The organism is Streptomyces mauvecolor, assembly GCF_039532965.1.
Taxonomy (GTDB): Bacteria; Actinomycetota; Actinomycetes; order Streptomycetales; family Streptomycetaceae; genus Streptomyces; species Streptomyces violascens.
This window is the reverse complement of record NZ_BAAASQ010000051.1, coordinates 22314-40491: the sequence shown is the minus strand read 5'-3', so window position 1 is coordinate 40491 and position 18178 is coordinate 22314. Positions and strand designations below refer to the sequence as shown.

Annotated in this window: 14 protein-coding genes and 1 pseudogene; 7 read left to right on the top strand and 8 right to left on the bottom strand. The window is 69.7% G+C overall.

Annotated elements, in window-relative coordinates; translation table 11 throughout:
* The first annotated feature begins 633 nt into the window (after positions 1–633).
* From ABD346_RS36795 to ABD346_RS36775, 5 genes are all read left to right on the top strand, one after another.
* Positions 634–3249 (top strand): AfsR/SARP family transcriptional regulator, encoded by a 2616-nt coding sequence (locus tag ABD346_RS36795; protein WP_344380665.1) that lies wholly within the window; start codon positions 634–636, stop codon positions 3247–3249.
* Positions 3250–3886: 637 nt separating this feature from the next.
* Positions 3887–4756, top strand: a complete 870-nt coding sequence (locus tag ABD346_RS36790) for an SDR family oxidoreductase (protein ID WP_344380664.1) — start codon at positions 3887–3889, stop codon at positions 4754–4756.
* Positions 4757–4877: 121 nt separating this feature from the next.
* Positions 4878–5900, top strand: coding sequence for a P1 family peptidase (locus ABD346_RS36785; protein ID WP_344380663.1), 1023 nt, complete (start codon positions 4878–4880; stop codon positions 5898–5900).
* A 112-nt stretch (positions 5901–6012) separates the two neighbouring features.
* Positions 6013–7314, top strand: a complete 1302-nt coding sequence (locus ABD346_RS36780) for a L,D-transpeptidase (protein WP_344380662.1) — start codon at positions 6013–6015, stop codon at positions 7312–7314.
* 166 nt (positions 7315–7480) lie between these two features.
* Positions 7481–8332 carry a DUF6227 family protein gene (locus ABD346_RS36775; RefSeq protein WP_344380669.1) on the top strand — a complete coding sequence of 284 codons (852 nt, stop codon included), beginning with the start codon at positions 7481–7483 and terminating at the stop codon, positions 8330–8332.
* A gap of 93 nt (positions 8333–8425) precedes the next feature.
* Here ABD346_RS36775 and ABD346_RS36770 read toward each other — a convergent pair whose 3' ends face one another.
* Both ABD346_RS36770 and ABD346_RS36765 read right to left on the bottom strand, forming a co-directional pair.
* Entirely contained in the window at positions 8426–8680 is a 255-nt protein-coding gene (locus ABD346_RS36770) for a hypothetical protein (RefSeq protein ID WP_344380661.1), read from the bottom strand.
* A gap of 139 nt (positions 8681–8819) precedes the next feature.
* A pseudogene (locus tag ABD346_RS36765) lies at positions 8820–9332 on the bottom strand (fructose-specific PTS transporter subunit EIIC); the annotation flags it as partial.
* 39 nt (positions 9333–9371) lie between these two features.
* Here ABD346_RS36765 and ABD346_RS36760 point away from each other — a divergent pair.
* Complete coding sequence (locus ABD346_RS36760) at positions 9372–10958, top strand: recombinase family protein (RefSeq protein WP_344380660.1); 1587 nt, start codon at positions 9372–9374, stop codon at positions 10956–10958.
* Between the two features lie 191 nt (positions 10959–11149).
* On the opposite strand, the gene ABD346_RS36755 is transcribed toward ABD346_RS36760, so the two are convergent.
* The 5 genes from ABD346_RS36755 to ABD346_RS36735 form a co-directional block, all read right to left on the bottom strand.
* Positions 11150–12613 carry a replication initiator gene (locus ABD346_RS36755; protein WP_381226571.1) on the bottom strand — a complete coding sequence of 488 codons (1464 nt, stop codon included), beginning with the start codon at positions 12611–12613 and terminating at the stop codon, positions 11150–11152.
* 129 nt (positions 12614–12742) lie between these two features.
* Complete coding sequence (locus ABD346_RS36750) at positions 12743–12928, bottom strand: hypothetical protein (RefSeq protein ID WP_344380659.1); 186 nt, start codon at positions 12926–12928, stop codon at positions 12743–12745.
* Positions 12921–14252: an FtsK/SpoIIIE domain-containing protein gene (locus ABD346_RS36745; RefSeq protein WP_344380658.1), complete on the bottom strand. Its 1332-nt coding sequence runs from the start codon at positions 14250–14252 to the stop codon at positions 12921–12923. The genes ABD346_RS36750 and ABD346_RS36745 overlap by 8 nt, the downstream gene beginning before the upstream one ends.
* On the bottom strand, positions 14252–14710 hold the full coding sequence (locus ABD346_RS36740; RefSeq protein WP_344380657.1) for a hypothetical protein: 459 nt from the start codon (positions 14708–14710) through the stop codon (positions 14252–14254). The genes ABD346_RS36745 and ABD346_RS36740 overlap by 1 nt, the downstream gene beginning before the upstream one ends.
* Positions 14707–15072: a hypothetical protein gene (locus ABD346_RS36735; protein ID WP_344380656.1), complete on the bottom strand. Its 366-nt coding sequence runs from the start codon at positions 15070–15072 to the stop codon at positions 14707–14709. The genes ABD346_RS36740 and ABD346_RS36735 overlap by 4 nt, the downstream gene beginning before the upstream one ends.
* Before the next feature lie 207 nt (positions 15073–15279).
* Here ABD346_RS36735 and ABD346_RS36730 point away from each other — a divergent pair, with 207 nt between their 5' ends.
* The gene (locus ABD346_RS36730; protein WP_344380655.1) at positions 15280–16311 is read left to right on the top strand and encodes a GntR family transcriptional regulator; all 1032 of its coding nucleotides are present in this window, start codon (positions 15280–15282) and stop codon (positions 16309–16311) included.
* Between the two features lie 1311 nt (positions 16312–17622).
* On the opposite strand, the gene ABD346_RS38730 is transcribed toward ABD346_RS36730, so the two are convergent.
* A complete protein-coding gene (locus ABD346_RS38730) occupies positions 17623–17841 on the bottom strand; it encodes an SH3 domain-containing protein (protein WP_425583054.1) in 219 nt (72 codons plus the stop codon).
* Positions 17842–18178: the final 337 nt, after the last annotated feature.

The window sequence follows — 18178 nt, the reverse complement described above, 5'->3', positions numbered from 1 at the left end:
TCTTCGCCATGATCAAGACCAACCAGCGTTAACAACGCTCGTGATCAATACAGCTAGCGCGGTGGGGGGGCGGGCCCGGCCCCGCCAAAGTCCCGTTCCGGGGGGACCTTTTCCCCACCCCGCCCTTCCCCGGACCCGCCGGGGGTGTGGATGGGTGAAGCCCGGTTCCCTGGGGCTCTGCCCCAGCCCCCGTTCGCGACTGAAGGGCGATCGTCCTCAGACTCCCCCAAGGCCTCAAGGGCCGGGGGACCCCCAGGACAGGCTGAAATGCTCCCTGCCAGGGTCAACAGCGCTGGGACCCGCACCCGGGCGCGACCGGGCGGTATTGGGTGCCCTACAGGGGCGCGGGGAACTGCGCGAGCACCACGCAAGGTCCGCGGACGAAAGGCAGCAAGGGAGTCCCGGGCACAGCCCGAGGGTGCCCCGCACTCACGCCGCCAGGGGCGCGGGGAACTGCGCGACCAGCCACCCTCCGCCCGCAGGACGAAGGCGCCAAGGGGGTTCGAGGCGCAGCCCAGGGGGTTCGAGGCGCAGCCCAGGGGGTTCGAGGCGCAGCCCAGGGGGTTCGGGGCGCAGCCCAGGAATGGGGGCGCCCCCCTCAAGGGGCGCGGGGAACTCCGCGAGAATCGGGGCATGCGCTACCTCCTGCTCGGCCCGATGGGCATAGACGGTGCCGAAACCGCCCCCGCGGGGCCCCGGCTGCGCTCCCTGCTCGCCTTCCTCGCACTGAACGCCGGCCACACCGTCCCCGCCGAGCGCCTCGTCGACGCGCTGTACGGGGACGAGCCGCCCGCCGGAGCCCCGGGCGCGCTTCAGTCGCAGGTGTCCCGGCTGCGCAAGAGCGTCGCCATCGAGTACGGGCCGGCCGGCTACCGCCTCGTGGCCGACCCCGAGGATGTCGACGTGCTCCGCTTCGAGCAGCTGGCCAGGGACGGCGCGCGGGCCCGCGAGGCGGGCGATCCCGGGCGCGCGGCCGTGCTGCTGCGTGAGGCGCTGGGGCTGTGGCGCGGCCCGGCGCTCGCCGACCTCGCCCACGCCCCCTTCGCCGCCGCGCAGTCCGCGCGCCTGGAGGAGCTGCGCGCGGGCGCCGTCGAGGAGCTCGCCGAGGCCGAACTCGCCCTCGGCGGCGACCCGTCCGAGCTGCTGCCCTGGCTGCGCGAGGCGGTCGCGGCACACCCTCTGCGCGAGCGGCTGCGCGGCCAGTTGATGCGGGCGCTGCGTCGCGGCGGGCGGGGCGCGGAGGCGCTCGCCGAGTACGAGACGGCCCGTACGCTCCTGGCCGAGGAGCTCGGCACCGACCCCTCCCCCGAGCTGGCGGCGGTGCACCTGTCGATCCTGCGCGGCGAGGAGGCCCGGACCGCCCCGGCATCGCGGCTGCCCGCCCAGCTGACCTCCTTCGTGGGCCGGGATTCCGAACTGGCCGTTCTTGTACGCCTATTGGGGTCCTCGCGCCTCGTCACACTGATCGGCACGGGCGGGACCGGCAAGACGCGGCTCGCCCTGGAGGCGGCCGCGCGCCTGCCCGGCGAGGTGTGCTTCGTCGACCTGTCGGCCGCGACCCGGACCGCCCTGGCCGTGCGCGGCGCCCTCGGCCTGCGCGACAGCGGCGCCGACGACCCCGAGGCGGCACTCGTCGAGGCCCTGCGGGACCGTGCCGTACTGCTGATCCTCGACAACTGCGAGCAGATCGTCGAGGACGCCGCCGCTCTCACCCACCGCCTCCTGTCCCACTGCCCCGGCCTGCGCGTCCTGGCCACCAGCCGCGAGGCCCTCGGCATCACGGGCGAGTCCCTGCGGCCGGTGGGACCGCTGGACACGGACGCGGCCGTACGCCTCTTCGCCGACCGGGCGGTCGCCGTACGCCCCGACTTCGAACTGGACGACTCCAACTCCCGTACGGTGCAAGGCATTTGCGACTCCCTCGACGGGCTCCCGCTCGCCGTCGAGCTGGCCGCCGCCCGGCTGAGGCAGCTTCCGCTCGCGGAGATCGCCGACCGGCTGGACGACCGCTTCCGGCTCCTGTCGCGCGGCGACCGCACCAAGCCGGAGCGGCACCGGACACTGCGGGCGGTGGTCGAGTGGAGCTGGTCGCTGCTCGGCGACGAGGAGCGGGAGTTCGCGGCGCGGCTGACCGTCTTCGCGGGCGGCGCCACGGCGGAGGCGGCCGGGCGGGTGTGCGGCGCGGGCCCCGACGCGGAGGACCTGCTCGCCTCGCTCACCGACAAGTCGCTCGTGGAGGCGGAGGCAGGGCGGTACCGCATGCTGGAGACGATCCGGGCATACGCCTCCGAACAACTGCCGTTGTCATCACGCGAGTTGGTGGACGCAGCTCACACCGCGTACTTCCTCGAACTCGCCGAGGCGGCCGATCCCGAGCTCCGTTCGGCGGACCAGCTCCGCTGGCTGGAGCGGCTCTCGGCGGAGCACGCGAACCTGCGGGCGGCGCTGGTACGGGCTACCCGCGAGGACCGTCCGTCGGCCCTGCGCCTGCTGACGGCGCTCTCGTCCTTCTGGTGGCTGCGGGGGCTGCGGGCCGATGTGGCGCCTGTGGCGGCCGAGTTGCTGGCCTCGCTCGACGGGGACGTGCCCGGTGGAATGGAGGGGGTCGACTTCGGCTCCGATTTCAGCTCCGACTTCGACTTCGACGAGGCGTACGTGTTGTGCGTGCTCGCGGCGGGGGTGGGCGGGGCGGTTCCCGGCGCGGAACGGGCGCGGGCGGCGCGCATCGTGGCCGAGCGGGACCGGCCGTTCCGGCAGCCGTTCACGGCGTTCCTGTGGGCGATCTCGGCGGGGCCGTCCGCGGGGGCCGAGCGGCCCGAGCTGACTGGCCCCGACCCCTGGACCCGGGCGCTCGCCCGGGCGGGGGCGGGGCATCTGCACCTCTTCCACGGCCGGGTGGAGGAGGCCGCCCGCGACCTGTCGGCGGCCCTCGCGGCGTTTCGCTCGCTGGGCGAACGCTGGGGGACGGCGACGACGCTCGCCGGCCTTGCCGGGGTGTCGGGGGCGCTCGGCGAAACAGCGGCGGCGTTGGCGTGCGCCGACGAGGCGCTGGTGCTCTTCGAGGAGCTGGGGTGCTGGGAGGACGTCGCGGACCTGTTGCGTGAGCGGGCGGAACTGCTGCGCGGGGCTGGGCGGTTGGCGTCCGCCCGGGCCGATTTCGAGCGGGCGCTCGTGGCGGCTCGGCGGGCCGGCACCCCTGCGGCCCTGGCGGCCGCCCGATCGGCCCTGTCCTCCTGCCCAACGGGCTGACCTGGGGCTCCGCCCCAGACCCCGGAAGCCCCCCACCCCACCCCTCCCCGCTGTAACACTCTGCGGCTCCGCCGCGTGGCCTCCGGGGGTTGAAGGGGGTGAGGCCAGGTTCCCTGGGGCTCCGCCCCAGACCCCGTTCGCGCCTGAACAGCGCTCGTCCCGCCGGGGGCGCGGGGCTGTGACACGTGCGGCTCCGCCGCGTGGGAGCAACGGGGCGGTACTGGGTGCCCTACAGGGGCGCGGGGAACTGCGCGAGCACCACGCACGGTCCGCGGACGAAGGCGGCAAGGGAGTCCCGGGCACAGCCCGAGGGTGCCCCGCACTCACACCGCCAGGAGCGCGAGGAACTGCGCGGCCAACCACCCACGGCCCACAGCCGAAAGCCGGTCTCAGGGGCGCGGGGAGCTGCGCGAGCAACCACCCACCACCCGCACCCAACACCCCACCCCTCAAGAGCCGCGGGGAACTGCGCGACCGGCTGCCCCCGGCCCGCGCTCACCGCCCCACCCCCACCCCGTCAGCGCCCCGTGCGCGCCCGGTGAGCGGGCGCACCCAGAGTCGTCCCTGCCGGAGGGAGCCGCCCCCGGCAACGAACCCCTCCGGGCCCCGCCCGCAGGGCCAGAACTGGGAGCACACCATGTCGCACCACCAGCAGCACCAGGACCCGCAGGGCCAGCAGCACCAGGGCCAGCAGGGTCGGCACGGCCAGGGCCCGCAAGGCCTCCCCGCGCGCACCCTCGCCCGCAAGACCGCCCTCGTCACCGGAGCCTCCCGCGGCATCGGCCGCGCCATCGCCCAGCGGCTCGCCGCCCAAGGGGCCCTCGTCGTCGTCCACTACGGCACCGACGGGCCCGCCGCCCAGGAGACCGTCGACTCCATCGTCGAGGCCGGCGGCCGCGCCTTCGCCGTCGGAGCCGAGCTCGACACCGTCGACGGCGTCGAGCAGCTCGCCGATGCCGTCCGCAGCGGGCTGCGCGCCCACACCGGCGAGGAGTTCCTCGACATCCTCGTCAACAACGCCGCCGTCACCGGGCACCTGCCGTACGCGGAGACGACCCCCGACCTCTTCGACCGCCTCTTCGCGGTGAACGTGCGGGCCCCCTTCTTCCTCGCCCAGCGCCTGCTGCCCGCTCTGCGCGACGGCGGCCGCATCATCACCATCGGCTCCGCCGTGACCCGTATCGCGCTCGGCGACGAGTTGGCGTACACGATGACGAAGGGCGCGATGGAGGCGTACACCCGGACCCTCGCCAACGAGGCCGGGGCGCGGCGGATCACGGTGAACCTCGTCGCGCCGGGGCCGACCGAGACCGACCGGACCCGTGCCTTCTTCCGGTCCTCGCCCCAGATGGAGGCGATGATGCTCCAGGGGCAGGCGCTGCCGTGGATCGGGCAGCCCGCCGACATCGCGGACCCGGTCGCCTTCCTCGCCTCGGAGGACGCGCGCTGGATCACCGGGCACGTCCTCGACGCCTCGGGCGGGACCTACCTGGGGCCGAAGCTCTGAGAGCCGGTACGCGACTGGTGTGGGGGTCCAACTGCCGTGGTGGCCCAACTACCGCGGTGGCCCAACTGCCGTGGTGGGCCAACTATCGCGGTGGCCCAACTGCCGTGGTAGGGAGGGGGCCATGAACAATTCCCTCACCGACGTGGCCGGGTTCCTCGTCGGGCACGCCTCCGTGCCCGGACCGAACGCCCTGAGCGGCACGACCGTCGTTCTCGCCCCGCCCGGCGGCGCGGTCGCCGGCGTCGCCGTGCGCGGGGGCGGCCCCGGCACCCGGGAGACCGACGCGCTCGACCCGCAGAACGTCGTCGAGCGCATCGACGCCGTCGTACTGACCGGCGGCAGCGCGTACGGGCTCGACGCGGCGGCCGGGGTGATGGCCTGGCTGGAGGAACAGCAGCGCGGGGTGCGGGTGGGGCCCGAGCCGCACCAGGTGGTCCCGGTCGTGCCCGCGGCCTGCCTGTTCGACCTGGGGCGCGGCGGCGACTGGCGGGCCAGGCCCGACGCGGCGGTGGGCCGGGCGGCCGTCGAGGCGGCCGGGACCGAGGTCGCCGAAGGCAGCGTGGGCGCCGGGACCGGCGCCGTGGTCGGCGGCCTGAAGGGCGGCGTCGGCACCGCGAGCGTCACCCTCGCCTCCGGAGCGACGGTGGCCGCCCTCGCCGTCGTCAACGCCGTCGGCTCCCCCGTCGACCCCCGCAACGGCGCCCTGTACGGAGAGTACGGATACGCCACCGATACCCAACTACCGAGTTCCGAAAGGCACTTGGCCGCCCAGGCGCGGCTCGACGCGGTCCGTACCGGGATGCCGCCGCTCAACACCACCCTCGCCGTCGTCGCCACCGACGCCCGGCTCACCCGGCCGCAGACGCAGAAGCTCGCCGGGACCTCGCACGACGGGCTCGCCCGCGCCATTCGCCCCGTACATCTGATGCACGACGGGGACACGATCTTCGCCCTCGCCACCGGATCGCACGGTTCCGGCCCGGACGATACGGACAAGGTCCTCGGCCCCGAGGAGTTGAACCATGTCCTCGCCGCCGGGGCCGACGTCGTCGCGCGGGCGATCGTGCGGGGCGTGCGGGCCGCAGGCAGCGTCGAGGGGCCCGGCGGGACTTTTCCCTCTTATGGGGATCTGTACGGGAGTTGAGCCCCTGGAGAGCCCTGATTGTGACCGCCGTCACCATCGGATCTCGCAACCATTGGGCCATTTGGGTTCTCTATGTCCGTACTGGATTCATTACGCAGTACACCACGCAGACATGGAGCAGCCCGTGACACCGCCGGCGTCGGACAACGCAGCGCAGCCTCAGCAGTTCAGCAGCACCCCGCGCCCCGCGCGTCCGTTTGCCCGGCGCCGGGCCAGGCTCGTCGCCGGGGCCGCGGGCCTCCTGGTCGGCGCGCTCGCGCTGACCGCCTGCGGCGGCGACGCCAAGGCGAACGACGACGGCAAGGGCGACAAGGGCGCGGACGCCTCGGCCGCCAAGGACGCCTCGACGCTGAAGATCACCATCTCGGCGAAGAACGGCTCGACCAACGCCTCCATCAACGACGTCACCGTCAAGGCCGAGGGCGGCAAGCTGTCCGACGTGACGATGACCGAGGTGCAGGGCGGCAAGGCCGTGCCCGGCACGCTCGCCGCCGACGGGCTCTCCTGGAAGCCGACCGGCAAGGTGGAGCGCGGCACCCAGTACAAGATCGCCGCGAACGGCAAGGACGACAAGGGCCGGGCCGCGACGGAGAACTCGCAGTTCTCCACCGTTTCAGCCAAGGACAGCTTCATCGCCAACTACACCCCCGACGACGGCTCCACGGTCGGCGTCGGCATGCCGGTGTCCTTCGACTTCAACAAGGAGATCACCAACAAGAAGGACGTCCTCTCCCACATCACGGTGACCAGCAGCAGCGGCCAGCAGGTCGTGGGGCACTGGTTCGGCTCCCAGCGCCTGGACTTCCGGCCCGAGGAGTACTGGAAGGCCGGCTCCAAGGTCACCATGAAGATCAACCTGGACAAGGTCGAGGGCTCCAAGGGCGTCTACGGCGTGCAGTCGAAGGAAGTCACCTTCACCATCGGCCGCAACCAGGTCTCCACCGTCGACGTGAAGACGCAGGAGATGACGGTCCAGGAGGACGGCAAGACCATCAAGACGATTCCGGTGTCGACCGGAAGCTCCGAACACCCCACCTACAACGGGCAGATGGTGATCTCCGAGAAGTTCACGCAGACCCGTATGAACGGTGACAGCGTGGGCTTCGGCGGCGAGTACGACATCAAGGACGTGCCGCACGCGATGCGCCTGTCCACCTCGGGCACGTTCATCCACGGCAACTACTGGGGCGACCCGTCGGTGTTCGGCAACGAGGGCACCAGCCACGGCTGCGTCGGCATGCGGGACGTGAAGGGCGCTGCCGGTGACACCACGGCCAAGTGGATGTTCGACCACAGCCTCATCGGTGACGTCGTCGTGGTGAAGGGCTCGCCCGACAAGACCATCGCCCCGGACAACGGCCTCAACGGCTGGAACATGCCCTGGTCCCAGTGGACGGCGGACAGCGCCTCCTGACCAACCCCCTTCCGCACCAGGCTACTTGACCGGCCGGTAACCCTTTTACGGGGTGCCGGCCGGAAAAGTTTCGGCCATGCCCGCTGCGCGATCCGCCCTCAGGGGCTACGTTGAGCACCTTCTACGTGACCAACAGCGACGGCCAGGAGAAGCCTTGGTGCTCCATGTGCCCCACCCGCTCGACGGCGAGCGCGGCCCCGGCGACGACTCGGCCCCGGAACACGTGGCCGCACTCCTGGGGCGGGCCCTGAACTCCTTCGATCTGCCGGACGAGATCGTCGAGCGCCTCGCCCTGGCGATGGCGCACACCACTTCGCTGCACTCCTCGCTGCACACATCGGCGGCGGGCCCCGGCGGCCACCGCCTGAGCCGCGAGACGTACCGGCACTGCTATCTGCTCCTGGACGGCACCACCGTCACCCTGTGGGAGCTGGCCCATCACGACGGCCGCGAGTACGCGCACGAGGTGTACGCGGCCGAGGAGGACGCCCGCATCGCCGCCGCCCGGCTGCGCCGCAGGGCCCTTCCCCCCGAGACCCGCCACCTGGACGACGAACTCGGCGCGCTGGAGGCCGAGTTGGCCGGGTACGGGATCGGCGCCCTCGACCCGTACGCGGAGGACTGCTGGGAGGCCGGCTTCGGCCCCGACGCCCTCGCCGGGCGGGACGGTGCGGCGCCGCGCCCCCACCCGTACGCGCCGGACGACTCCGCCGACCACGCGCGCCGGCTCCTTCGCCGCGCCGAGAACCCGGACCGGCCCGGCCGGCGGACCGCGCTGAGGCTGCGGGCCGCGCACGCGCACCGGATCACCCAGGCCTTCGGCAGCCACTGCCGCACGCCCGGCCGGGACGCCGCGTTCACGCTGTACGAGCACGCGTTCCTGCTGCACGACGGCGGCGAGCTGAGCCTGTGGGAGGTCGAGCACACGGCGACCCCGGACGGCCGCCACATGTGCGAGGTGTACGCGACGGAGCAGGCGGCCAGAGCCGCCATGGAGCGCCGCGCCCATGTGAGTTGAGGGCCGCACGGGCACCCCGGAGGACCTGCGGACCCTCACCTCACGGCCGCACGTCGCGGCCGTACGTCGCGGCCGCACGTCGCGGCCGTACGTTCAGGAGCTGCGCGGATCGAGCTGGCGGATCAGGCCCGCGAAGGCGGCCCGCTCCGCCTCGGTGAGCGCCACCTCCTCCTGGGCGGGCGGCCCGGCCTGTCGGCCCACCGCGCGCAGGGTGCGCAGCGCATGCCACTCGGCCCGGTCGGCGCGCTCCCGGCGCAGTATGCGGACCAGGCCGACGACCCAGGCGACACTCGCCGCAGCGAGGACGGAAAGGCCTATCTGCTGAATGATCGTGATGTTCTGAGCCACGCGCCCCAGTAGACAACACGGGCCGGGACTTGTGGCAGGGAGATGCAAGGACTTTGGTCCTCAAGTGGTACATGTCACGTCATGACGGCCGAAGGTGCCCGGCCCCACGGCAGGGACCGGGCATATCGGGCCGAACCACTCAGGCGGCGACCGCCACCCTCTCCTCGGCGGGCTCCGGGGCCGGGTTCTCGGGCTGTTGCTTGCGCAGGCCCTTGAGCAGGATGACCAGGCCCGCGCCGACCGCTGTGCCGGCGGCGATGGCGAGCAGGTACAGGAAGGCGTTGCCGATCAGCGGGACCACGAAGATCCCGCCGTGCGGTGCCCGCAGGGTGCAGCCGAAGGCCATCGACAGGGCGCCGGTGACCGCGCCGCCCGCCATCGCGGAGGGAATGACCCGCAGCGGGTCGGCCGCCGCGAACGGGATCGCTCCCTCGGTGACGAACGAGGCCCCGAGCACCCACGCCGCCTTGCCGTTCTCGCGCTCGGCACGGGTGAACAGGCGGCCCCGTACGGTGGTGGCCAGGGCCATCGCCAGCGGCGGGACCATGCCCGCGGCCATCACGGCCGCCATCACCTTGAAGCTGCCGTCGCCCCCGTCGGCGAGCCCGCCGATCGCGAAGGTGTACGCGACCTTGTTGAGCGGGCCACCTAGCTACCTTGAAAGCACATCAAGGCAGAGAGGACCCCACCAGTGTCGGCAAACCATCCACTGACCAGCCAGGACGTAACTACCCTCCCCCTCAAGGACGTTGAGGAGGAGGGCTCGCACGTGCTCCAGTTAGGTGCTTATCTACGGATCTCCGATGACGACCGCGACCCCGTGACGGGGGAGCTCAGTCGCCAGGGCGTCACCAACCAGCTCAAGGACTGCCACGCGCTCGCCGTCCAGTTGGGGGGCGAAGTCGTCAAGGTCTACGACGACAACGACACGTCAGCATCGGACCCGTACATCGTGCGCAAGGACTTCGAGGCGCTCCTCAAGGATCTAGCCGCAGGCGTTATTGACGGGTTCGTGTTCAAGCACTCCGACCGTGTGGCCCGCCAGGCGTTCGACGCGGCCCGCGTTTGCCAGATATTCGAGCGCAACGGGAAGTTGGTCGGCCGAGCCGTAACCGGCGGCACCGACCTCAGTACCGACAATGGCCGCGCAATGTTTGTCATGCAAGCTGTGATGGGTGGCGTCGAGGCATCATCAATCCGCCGCCGCAAGGCAGATGCCAACCGCCACAAAGCCATTGACGGAAAGGACCACATCGGCCGTCGCGCGTGGGGGTGGGACGCTGAGGGGAATTTGGTCCAGCCCCACGCAGATCTACGCAAGAAAGCAATTCTCGACATTGGCGATGGAGCCACTATTAGCCAGGTTCAGGCCGATTGGGCCGAAGCCGGAGTCACCGGGAAGGACGGAAGGCCAGTTCTCTACAAAACCGTAGTCTTGCGAATTACACACCCTCGCAACTGTGGATACAAGGCGTACATGCCTACGCGCGAACGTCGGGAAAACCCTCACCCGTGGGGGCCCGACATCATCGTCTACGACTCAAAAGGCAAGCCCGTCATCGGAAGATGGGCGCCGCTAGTCACGCCCGAGGAGTATTGGCGAGCCATCCGGGTTCTCGAAGAAAGGAAGGAGGTCGCCAAGGCAAAGGGACAAACAGGCGGCACCAGGCCAGGCCACAGAACGCACTTGCTGTCTGGCCTCGTTCGGTGCGGAAAGTGCGGCACGCGTCTTACGGCATCCGCTCGCACGATCAAAGGAAAAAAGGTTCCGTTCTACAGGTGCCCCACTACCAATAACGGATGCGGAGGTATCACGCGTTCAGCAGCAACCTTGGAAGATCACGTAGAGGAACTCTACCTCGACGCCTTCGCGAAGAAGATTGCGCGCCAGGCCAAGCGGTCGAGCACCGCTGAGAGCACTCAAATCGCCTCCGACGAAGCCCGCCTAGAGGAGATCTCAGCAGAGATTGAATCAGTAATGGAGCGGAGAAAGCCCGGAGCAGTGAGCAGGATCTCTACGAGCACAGCCATGGACCTCATTGCCGAACTCGAAGAGGAGCGAGGGATACTCAGGCATCGCGTGCGCGACCTGTCAGCAAAGATCGAGGATCATAGGAAGACGAACCCGGCCCTCCTGAAGGAGTGGGAGGATTACACGCCGGACAAGAAGCGACACGAAATGACCAAGCTCATTAAGGCAATCATCGTGGAGAAGGCCCCTCGCGGTAGGCACTTTGACCCCGAGAGTGTTGATATTGCATGGGAACAGGAAGACTGAGGACTGGGAGCCCCTGGAGCGCCAGGGGCTCCCATCCTTCTACAGCTCAAGTCCCCAGCCCCGGAGAAGCCTTCTCCTGAACTCGTCGCTATAGTCGGGCATTTTCTCCAATTGCTTCTCTATCCACGCCTCCTTCTCTAGCATCTTTCTCCCCCAGCGTTCTATGCGGGCCTGGCACTTTTGGCATTCCGTCATTGCCGCCACTCCCCGACCGCCCGTATCTCGTCGATGAGTTCGCGGTAGAGGGCTTGTTCTGTGGCGATGCCTGCCGCGCATTCGGCTTCGGCGAGGGTGTAGCCGGAGCCGACGTAATGCCAGGCCGATTCCGTGATCACGCCTGGATCGCCGTCCCAGTCGGCCAGGGTGCCGCCCCTGTTGTGAACAGCACGGGCCAGCCGAAGAGCGCCGTACGTGGTCGAGTAGTGCCGCGATTTGGTGATGATGTGGCCCCGGTAGCCAAGGGTGTGCGCCCAGGCTTGAAGGCGGAGTTCTTCGAGTTCCGGCAGGAAGCCGAGGCGCCAGCAGGTGGCCATGAGGGCGCGTACATGGGCGTTGACCGGGGCGCAGGTAATAGCGCTGTAGTGCCGTATCCGGTGATCGATGCCGCCAGCGTCGCCGACCGACTTGGACACGTATTTGGCGACGTACGCGGCCACCGCATCATCGGTGACAACGCTCTCGTCAGCGAACGCTGTTGAGCGGATTGGGTGGGCGTCGAGCTGCGTACCGAAGCGCACCACGCGTTCCCCCACCGCGTCCGCATACGGGGTGCGCACTTCCACCGCATCAGCGGCCGAGCGCACCGCCGCGTCCAGGAGTTCGGCCGTTGCCCAGGAGGGCGGAGGGCTGTCGGGGCCGTCCGGTCCGTCGAGGCGCACGACAGCGTGGAAGTGCACGGCGCCCCGCTTCTGGTATTCGGCGACTTTGGCAAACGCCAAGGTCAGATGGTCTTTGAGCCGGGTCTGGGGTACGCCGGCCGCCGTGGCCAGGTGGCGGCGCACGGTGTGGCAATAGCGGTTCCACAGCCGTCCCGCGCTGGCGTGCCAGAGGACGTGTCCGGGGTAGTCGTAGCAGTCCGGGCACAGCGGCTGACCTACCGCAGTATCCGAGTCAGGGTGACGGTGGGAGCACCCCCGGGGCCGTCCGTGCTCGCATTGCTCAGAGGCGCGGCGGGGGCGGCACACCTGGTCTGTGTCACCGGTTGCGCGGTGTACTGCACCGAACGAGGGAGCCGTGAGGGTCACGAACAGACGCGGGTGCAGCTGTACGCGCTCCTGGACGCCTTTGCCGCCGAGCAGGCCGGAGCGGACCAGGTGAAAGGTGTCGCCGGAGTGCAGGCGTGAGCAGGGTTCGCAGACTGTCGCGCGCCGGTTGCGGCACCGCACGGCAAGGCGCTCTCCCGGTTCGCCCCGGGTGTCGTAGTGGTGCAGCACCTCCCCCGCATTGTTGCGGGTGGTGGTGTGTCCGGCGAGATAGATCGGGTGCGAGCAGCCGCCGACGCCTTCGATCTGCTCGCGCCATCGGGCGAATCCCGGATCGGTAATCATGCGGATCAAGTCGCGTTCGGTCAGCGACAGCGTGCGCTCATATGCAGCAATGGCCAACGCAGCGCGCCGGGCCTCATGAGTGGACGGGTACTCACGGACTGCGGGCATAGCGGGACTCCTTACGGACATGGCCCTTTACGCAGGGCGGAGATAAAAAGCGGCGCCCCGCACGATAGAAAAGAACGTGTGGGGCGCCGTTGATGGATTGGGCAGATACTCGGCCGGATTTCTGGCGGCCTATTTCGTCCCGAAGAAATAGACGATCGTCCACCAGACCGGATAGCTCAGAGGTGTCATGGCGAACAGGTATCCAGCGAGTGCAATACCCATTACCTGATACGCCTTAATCTCCCGGGACCGGGCGAGCATGACGGCGAACAGCCACAAGAAGCCGTCCCACATATAGATCCAGCTCTTATCCACCCGCTTGCCCTTCTTCCTTTTCGAGGACCGGGCCGGACAGGAACGGCCACTGTGGGCCGCGCGTGTTGGCGATCTGCGCAATGTCCGCCGCGCCGACGAGATCGGAACGGGCCCGCTTCCACCGGCCGCCCGAGACCACGACCGCAACCCCGCGCTCGTCCTCGCTGATCGTCTGCGCGACGATCACGGCGTCCTCGTTGACGTCGCCCAGCGTCATCACTGCCGATGCTTCGTCGTGGGAACGGTGCGCGATCCGGCCGCCGAGCTGTGAGCGCAGCGCGGTGACTCGGGGCCCGAGATCGGAACCGACGCGCTGTCCGGCCAACACCAGGTGCACGCCGAGGGCGGCACCGAGTTGAGCCAGCCGCAGCAGATTCACGGCGCACTGTTCGGTTTCGTCGCGTGCCTCACGGGAGCCGTCCGACAGGAACAGCTCTGCCAGTTCATCGACGATCACGACGACGGGTGCAGGGCGGTCGATCTCGTGGAGGTCCCAGATCGAGCGCACGCCCGCCGTGCGGCAGGCCCGCATTCTGGTCTCGATCTCGGTCACCAGAGTGCCGAGCACGCCGAGCGCTTCGGTGCGGCTGGTCGCCAGCAGGTGGAACCGGTTCTGAAACAGCCCGAGTTCCATCCCGCCTTTGCAGTCGATACCGACGAGCGCCACCCGCTGGACGGACAGTGCGCGGATCAGCGCCGCCAGAAGTGTGGACTTCCCACTTTGGGTGGCACCGGTCACGAGCCAGTGAGGCACCTTACGGAAGTCGATCAGCCAGATATCGTCTTCCTCGGTGCGGCCCACGTTCGCTTGCAACAGCCGCAGTTCTTCGCCCCCGTGTGCGGGCCGTTCTCCGGTCAGCGGGTCCAGTGCGGTGACCTTGAACAGGACCTGTCCCCGGGCCGGAGAGGAGACCCGCACGCCGTAGACGCGCCAGGCGTGCTCCAGGGCGTGAGCGGCGCTCAGATAGGGCGATGGGGTCTGCCCCGGGTGCATGTACACGCGCACCGTGAGCCCGCCCCGGGTCGGCATCGGGAACGTCATCCGGGGCGGCTTCGGCCGCAGGACCATGCCCGTCACGGCGATGTCACCGACTCTGCGCATGTTGCCCCGGTTGGAGATCGAGAGCCCGTTGAGTAGGCACACGCGCCGCCAGGTGAACCACATACGCAGCACCACGCGCGGATAGCCGCCGATCCACCAGCGCAGCGGCCAGCCGTTCACGTCCACGCCCCGGGCCGCCAGGCGCGGTTCCCACCAGCGTTGGGTCAGCACCGCCGTCAGGATGAGCGCGGTAAGGATCCAGACGATCAGCGAGGCGGGCATCACGTGCCCCCGTCGCCCTGCTCCAGGCGGAGCACCAGCAATCGGGCTCGCTGTGAGGCCAGTTCGCCATGAATGCCCGCCAGGCTCAGGAGGAAGCGGACTACCGCCACCGAGCTAGAGGCAGTCAGCAGGGCTTCCACCCCGACCAGGATCCGCAGATCCCGCAGCAGGTAGCCAAACTCCCCGTCCTGCCCCAGGCTCGCGCCGTCCCCGCCGTCCGCAATGAAGTCGTCCAGCCCGGCAAGTTCGATCATTTCCCGAGCCTGGTCCTCCGCCTCCCGTACGACGTGCAGCGCACACGGCCCCGCACAGGCGAACACCTGTGACCGTGTCTCCGCTGAACGGCCGACCGGCACATGCCGTGCCTTATGCGTGCGGTAGTCGACGCCGCACACCACGCACGCCGTGCCGTCCGCCTGCTCCTGCGACAGGTGCCAGAACTCCCGCTCCCCGCTCATGCAGCATCGCCCTTGCTGCCGCGCGCCGGGCCCGCAGGCACCGAGACCGGAGCCGGAGTAATGGCGTCCGCCCGAAAGGAGACGCCCTTGCGGCCGTCTATCTCCCAGTCGTTCGCCCACAGATTTGTGATCTTGACCTCTCCGCCCTCGACCAGGCCCGTGGGCTTGAGAGGCGTCACCACGTCGAGAGTGTCGACCGTGCGCGACTCCAACTGTCGGACTGCAACCGACGTGACCCACAGCGGGTTGCCGTCGCGGTCGCGGCGCACTTCCCCGTCCATATCCAGCCGGGGCTCAGGCGCGATCGCACACCGCAGGGTGCCCAGCCGCGTCAGATCGATGGGCTTGCGTTGCATGGGCATAGCTCACTCCTCTCCCGTCCATTCATCCACTCATGAGGATGAGTGGATGGGTGATCCATGGTGCGCGGACCCCAGGAGAAGGTCAACCACTTATTCTCATGAGTGGCTAACCTGTGGTGCACTAGCACGCGGCACTGACAACAGCACGCATCGATTTCCACCGGCCCGTGCAACTTCGACCCGATACGCGACTTAGGAGCCCGCCCTATGCCAGCCTCTGAGCCCATCGGACGTCCCCGGCACATGCACGAACAGGTGGCCGACCGCATCGCGGAGCAGATCCGAACCGGCCACTACAAGACCGGCGAACGCCTGCCATCCGAGGCGGACATGGTCGAGGCCTACGACGTCGGCCGCACCACTGTGCGCAAGGCTCTCGCCGAGCTACGCGACCGAGGGATCATCGATGTACAGCAGGGCAAGCCGTCGACCGTGCGAAAGCGACCCTCCGGCCGCCGCGTCACACCGGCCGCCAGCGCCGAAGCCCGCACCGGACGCCGCTACCTGCAACTGGCCCAGCTTCTCGCCGAACAGATCAACAGCGGCGAGTACGCACCGGGTACGCGCCTGCCGTCCGAGAACGACATGGTGGAGGCTTACGGAGTCGGCAAAGCGACCGTCCGGGCCGCTATCGCCGAACTGCGCTCCCTGGGACTCATTGACGTCCGCCAGGGCAAGGGATCCATCGTCCGCGCACAGACAGCGCCCGCGCCAGCCCAGGCCGTTAACCGCTCGATCAGTCGCACCGCGTCCGTGTGGAGCATCCCGGAACTCCCCGAGGCCGAGGCTCCCACCGTGTCCCGCACGACGCTGGACGGACTTGTTGCCTCTCTGCTGGGCCAGCAGGACCAGGACGCGCTCAGCGTCGACCGCCTGTTGTTTGACCCGTCCAGCGGCGCCCGTATCGCGCACCGCCTGTTCATCCCGATGGCCACGGCCGCCGACACGCCGAGCCTCGCGCGCACCCCAGACGCGCCCGTCACGGAGGCGTACGCACAACTAGCCGAGTCCGTAGGACCGTTGGCGTTCTACGAAGAGGTCACCGCCCGTGCTCCCTTGCCGGACGAGCGCGCCGCCCTGGAACTCCGGGACTCCAGTCCCCTGCTCGTTACCTACCGCATCACGTCCGCCGCCGACACCGGCCGCCCGTTGCTCTGCGAGGAGCTGAAGGCCCCCGGCACCATGCGGTTGCGCTTCCCGCTCACGCCCAACGAGCACGCCGGAGCCGCGCGCCCCTGAACGGGCGAGCCCACCGGCGTAACTTGTCTCTACTTCCTCAAGCAGGGCGCGCCTTCGGCGCGCCCGCGCGGCCAAGCCGCTCGGTCGGGCGTGCGGCCTCCGGCCGGTCCCGCCCGGCGGCACCGCGCGGCTCGCAGCCACCCTGCTGTGGAACGTGCGACAAGCCCCCGCGGATCGCCCGCAAGGGCTTGTCACCGTCGCTCATCACGTGCCGAGGAGCCGCCCAGCGGCGCAGGGCCCCAACATCCCCGCCCCACAGAGCGCCGGGGTCGGTCGCCGGCCGAATCATCAGGACCGTGCGCCCACGGGTCTCCGACGGGGGCCGCGCCACCGTCGGCGACCGCCACGCTATGGCACCAAGAACAGAGCTAGCGTGGCTGAGACCGGTGGGGGTTGACGGGACCAGCTTGCGGCCGTCACTCGGCCGACCCGCCGCCGTGGCTGGCTTTCGTCACCTCAGGTCGCAAACCGGGCCCGGGGGCAGCTCACGCCGTCACTTCCGGCACTCCCGCGCGTGCTGACGCGCCGCAGCCGCAGCCGTCCCCAACCCTGTGATCTTGATGGGGCGCCGACAGCCTGTGCACTCGATGTACTCACCGCGCCGATCCTTCCGGATCCGCACCCGCTCACCACTCGCCGTACGCCAGTCGTCCCGCACGTCCCCGTCCCCTCCCTCACACTGCGCCACCCGTGCCAGCGTCGCCAAGACCGCCGCGACCTTCCGCGCCGCGTTCGGCCGCATGCGTACCCAAGGTTCCCCCTCCGGGCCCGTGTGCGCCACAGCGCGCACATCCTCACCCATGCCCAGCGCACCCGCCGCAGCGTTCAACTCCCGCGCCGCAGCGTCCGCCTCACGCCACGACCGCACGTAATCGACCTCCCGCGACCACAACGACTCTTCCGCATCCCCACCGCGCTCCGGGTCGCTCTCTCCGCCCCGTGTGTCGTTCATCGCCCATACCACTCTCCTCACACGGCCAAGGCCGCCAATCCCCGTTGCCAACCCAGCCCCGCACACGCTGAGTTGGTTCCGCTCGGAAGGGCACGTCCCGAACAGGCGCTCCAGTCTGGTACAGGCCCAACCGCTTGTGTATGCCAACGGCAATCTTTCTCCCCACCAAACCCAGGAAGAACAGCCATTCACACCCACATCAGCTAATTGCCTGCGCAACTATCGGCCAAATCCCGGGTGTTAAGCCAGGCTCACAAAGCCCAGCTCATCCCACCGCCGTACCCCGCCATGAGCAGCGGCCCCCTTCCTGATGCAGCAGGAAGGGGGCCGCCTCACTCACCGCAACTCACGCCAGCGGCTCACCCCAGGTAGCGATCAGCCACCCACCCGACGTAGCCACGCGGCAGACCATCCGAGCTCCGAGTGATCTTCACGTGGGACCACATGTACGGGCCGCCGTTGCGCGCCTGGTCCAGCACCTCGACCCGATCTCCCGCGAACACCAGCCCACGCACCCGCCGGTCCGTCCCCGGACCCGACCGCACCCGCAGCGCACTCGCCGTAACCGTCCGCGTCATCGGCGTGACCCTTACAGGGCCCCGCACCTCCTGAGACCAGGGATTCTGATACGACGGCACGTCCCGCCCGGCGCCCGGCCCCGGATCCGGCATCGCCGAGGCCGACGACACCCCCACCACGCCCAGGCTCAGCACTGCCACACCCGAAGCCACAGCAGACCGAAGCCCCTTGCTCATACCCATATCTGATGACCTCTCAGTCACGAGGCCAGCAGTCGGCAATGCGACCACTGGCCGACCACTCATCCACTGATGCGAATGAGTGGCCAGCATGCGCCACCCCGGGGCGTGAGGTCAACTACTTATGGCCATGAGTAAACAAGTAGCCGTCGGGGCC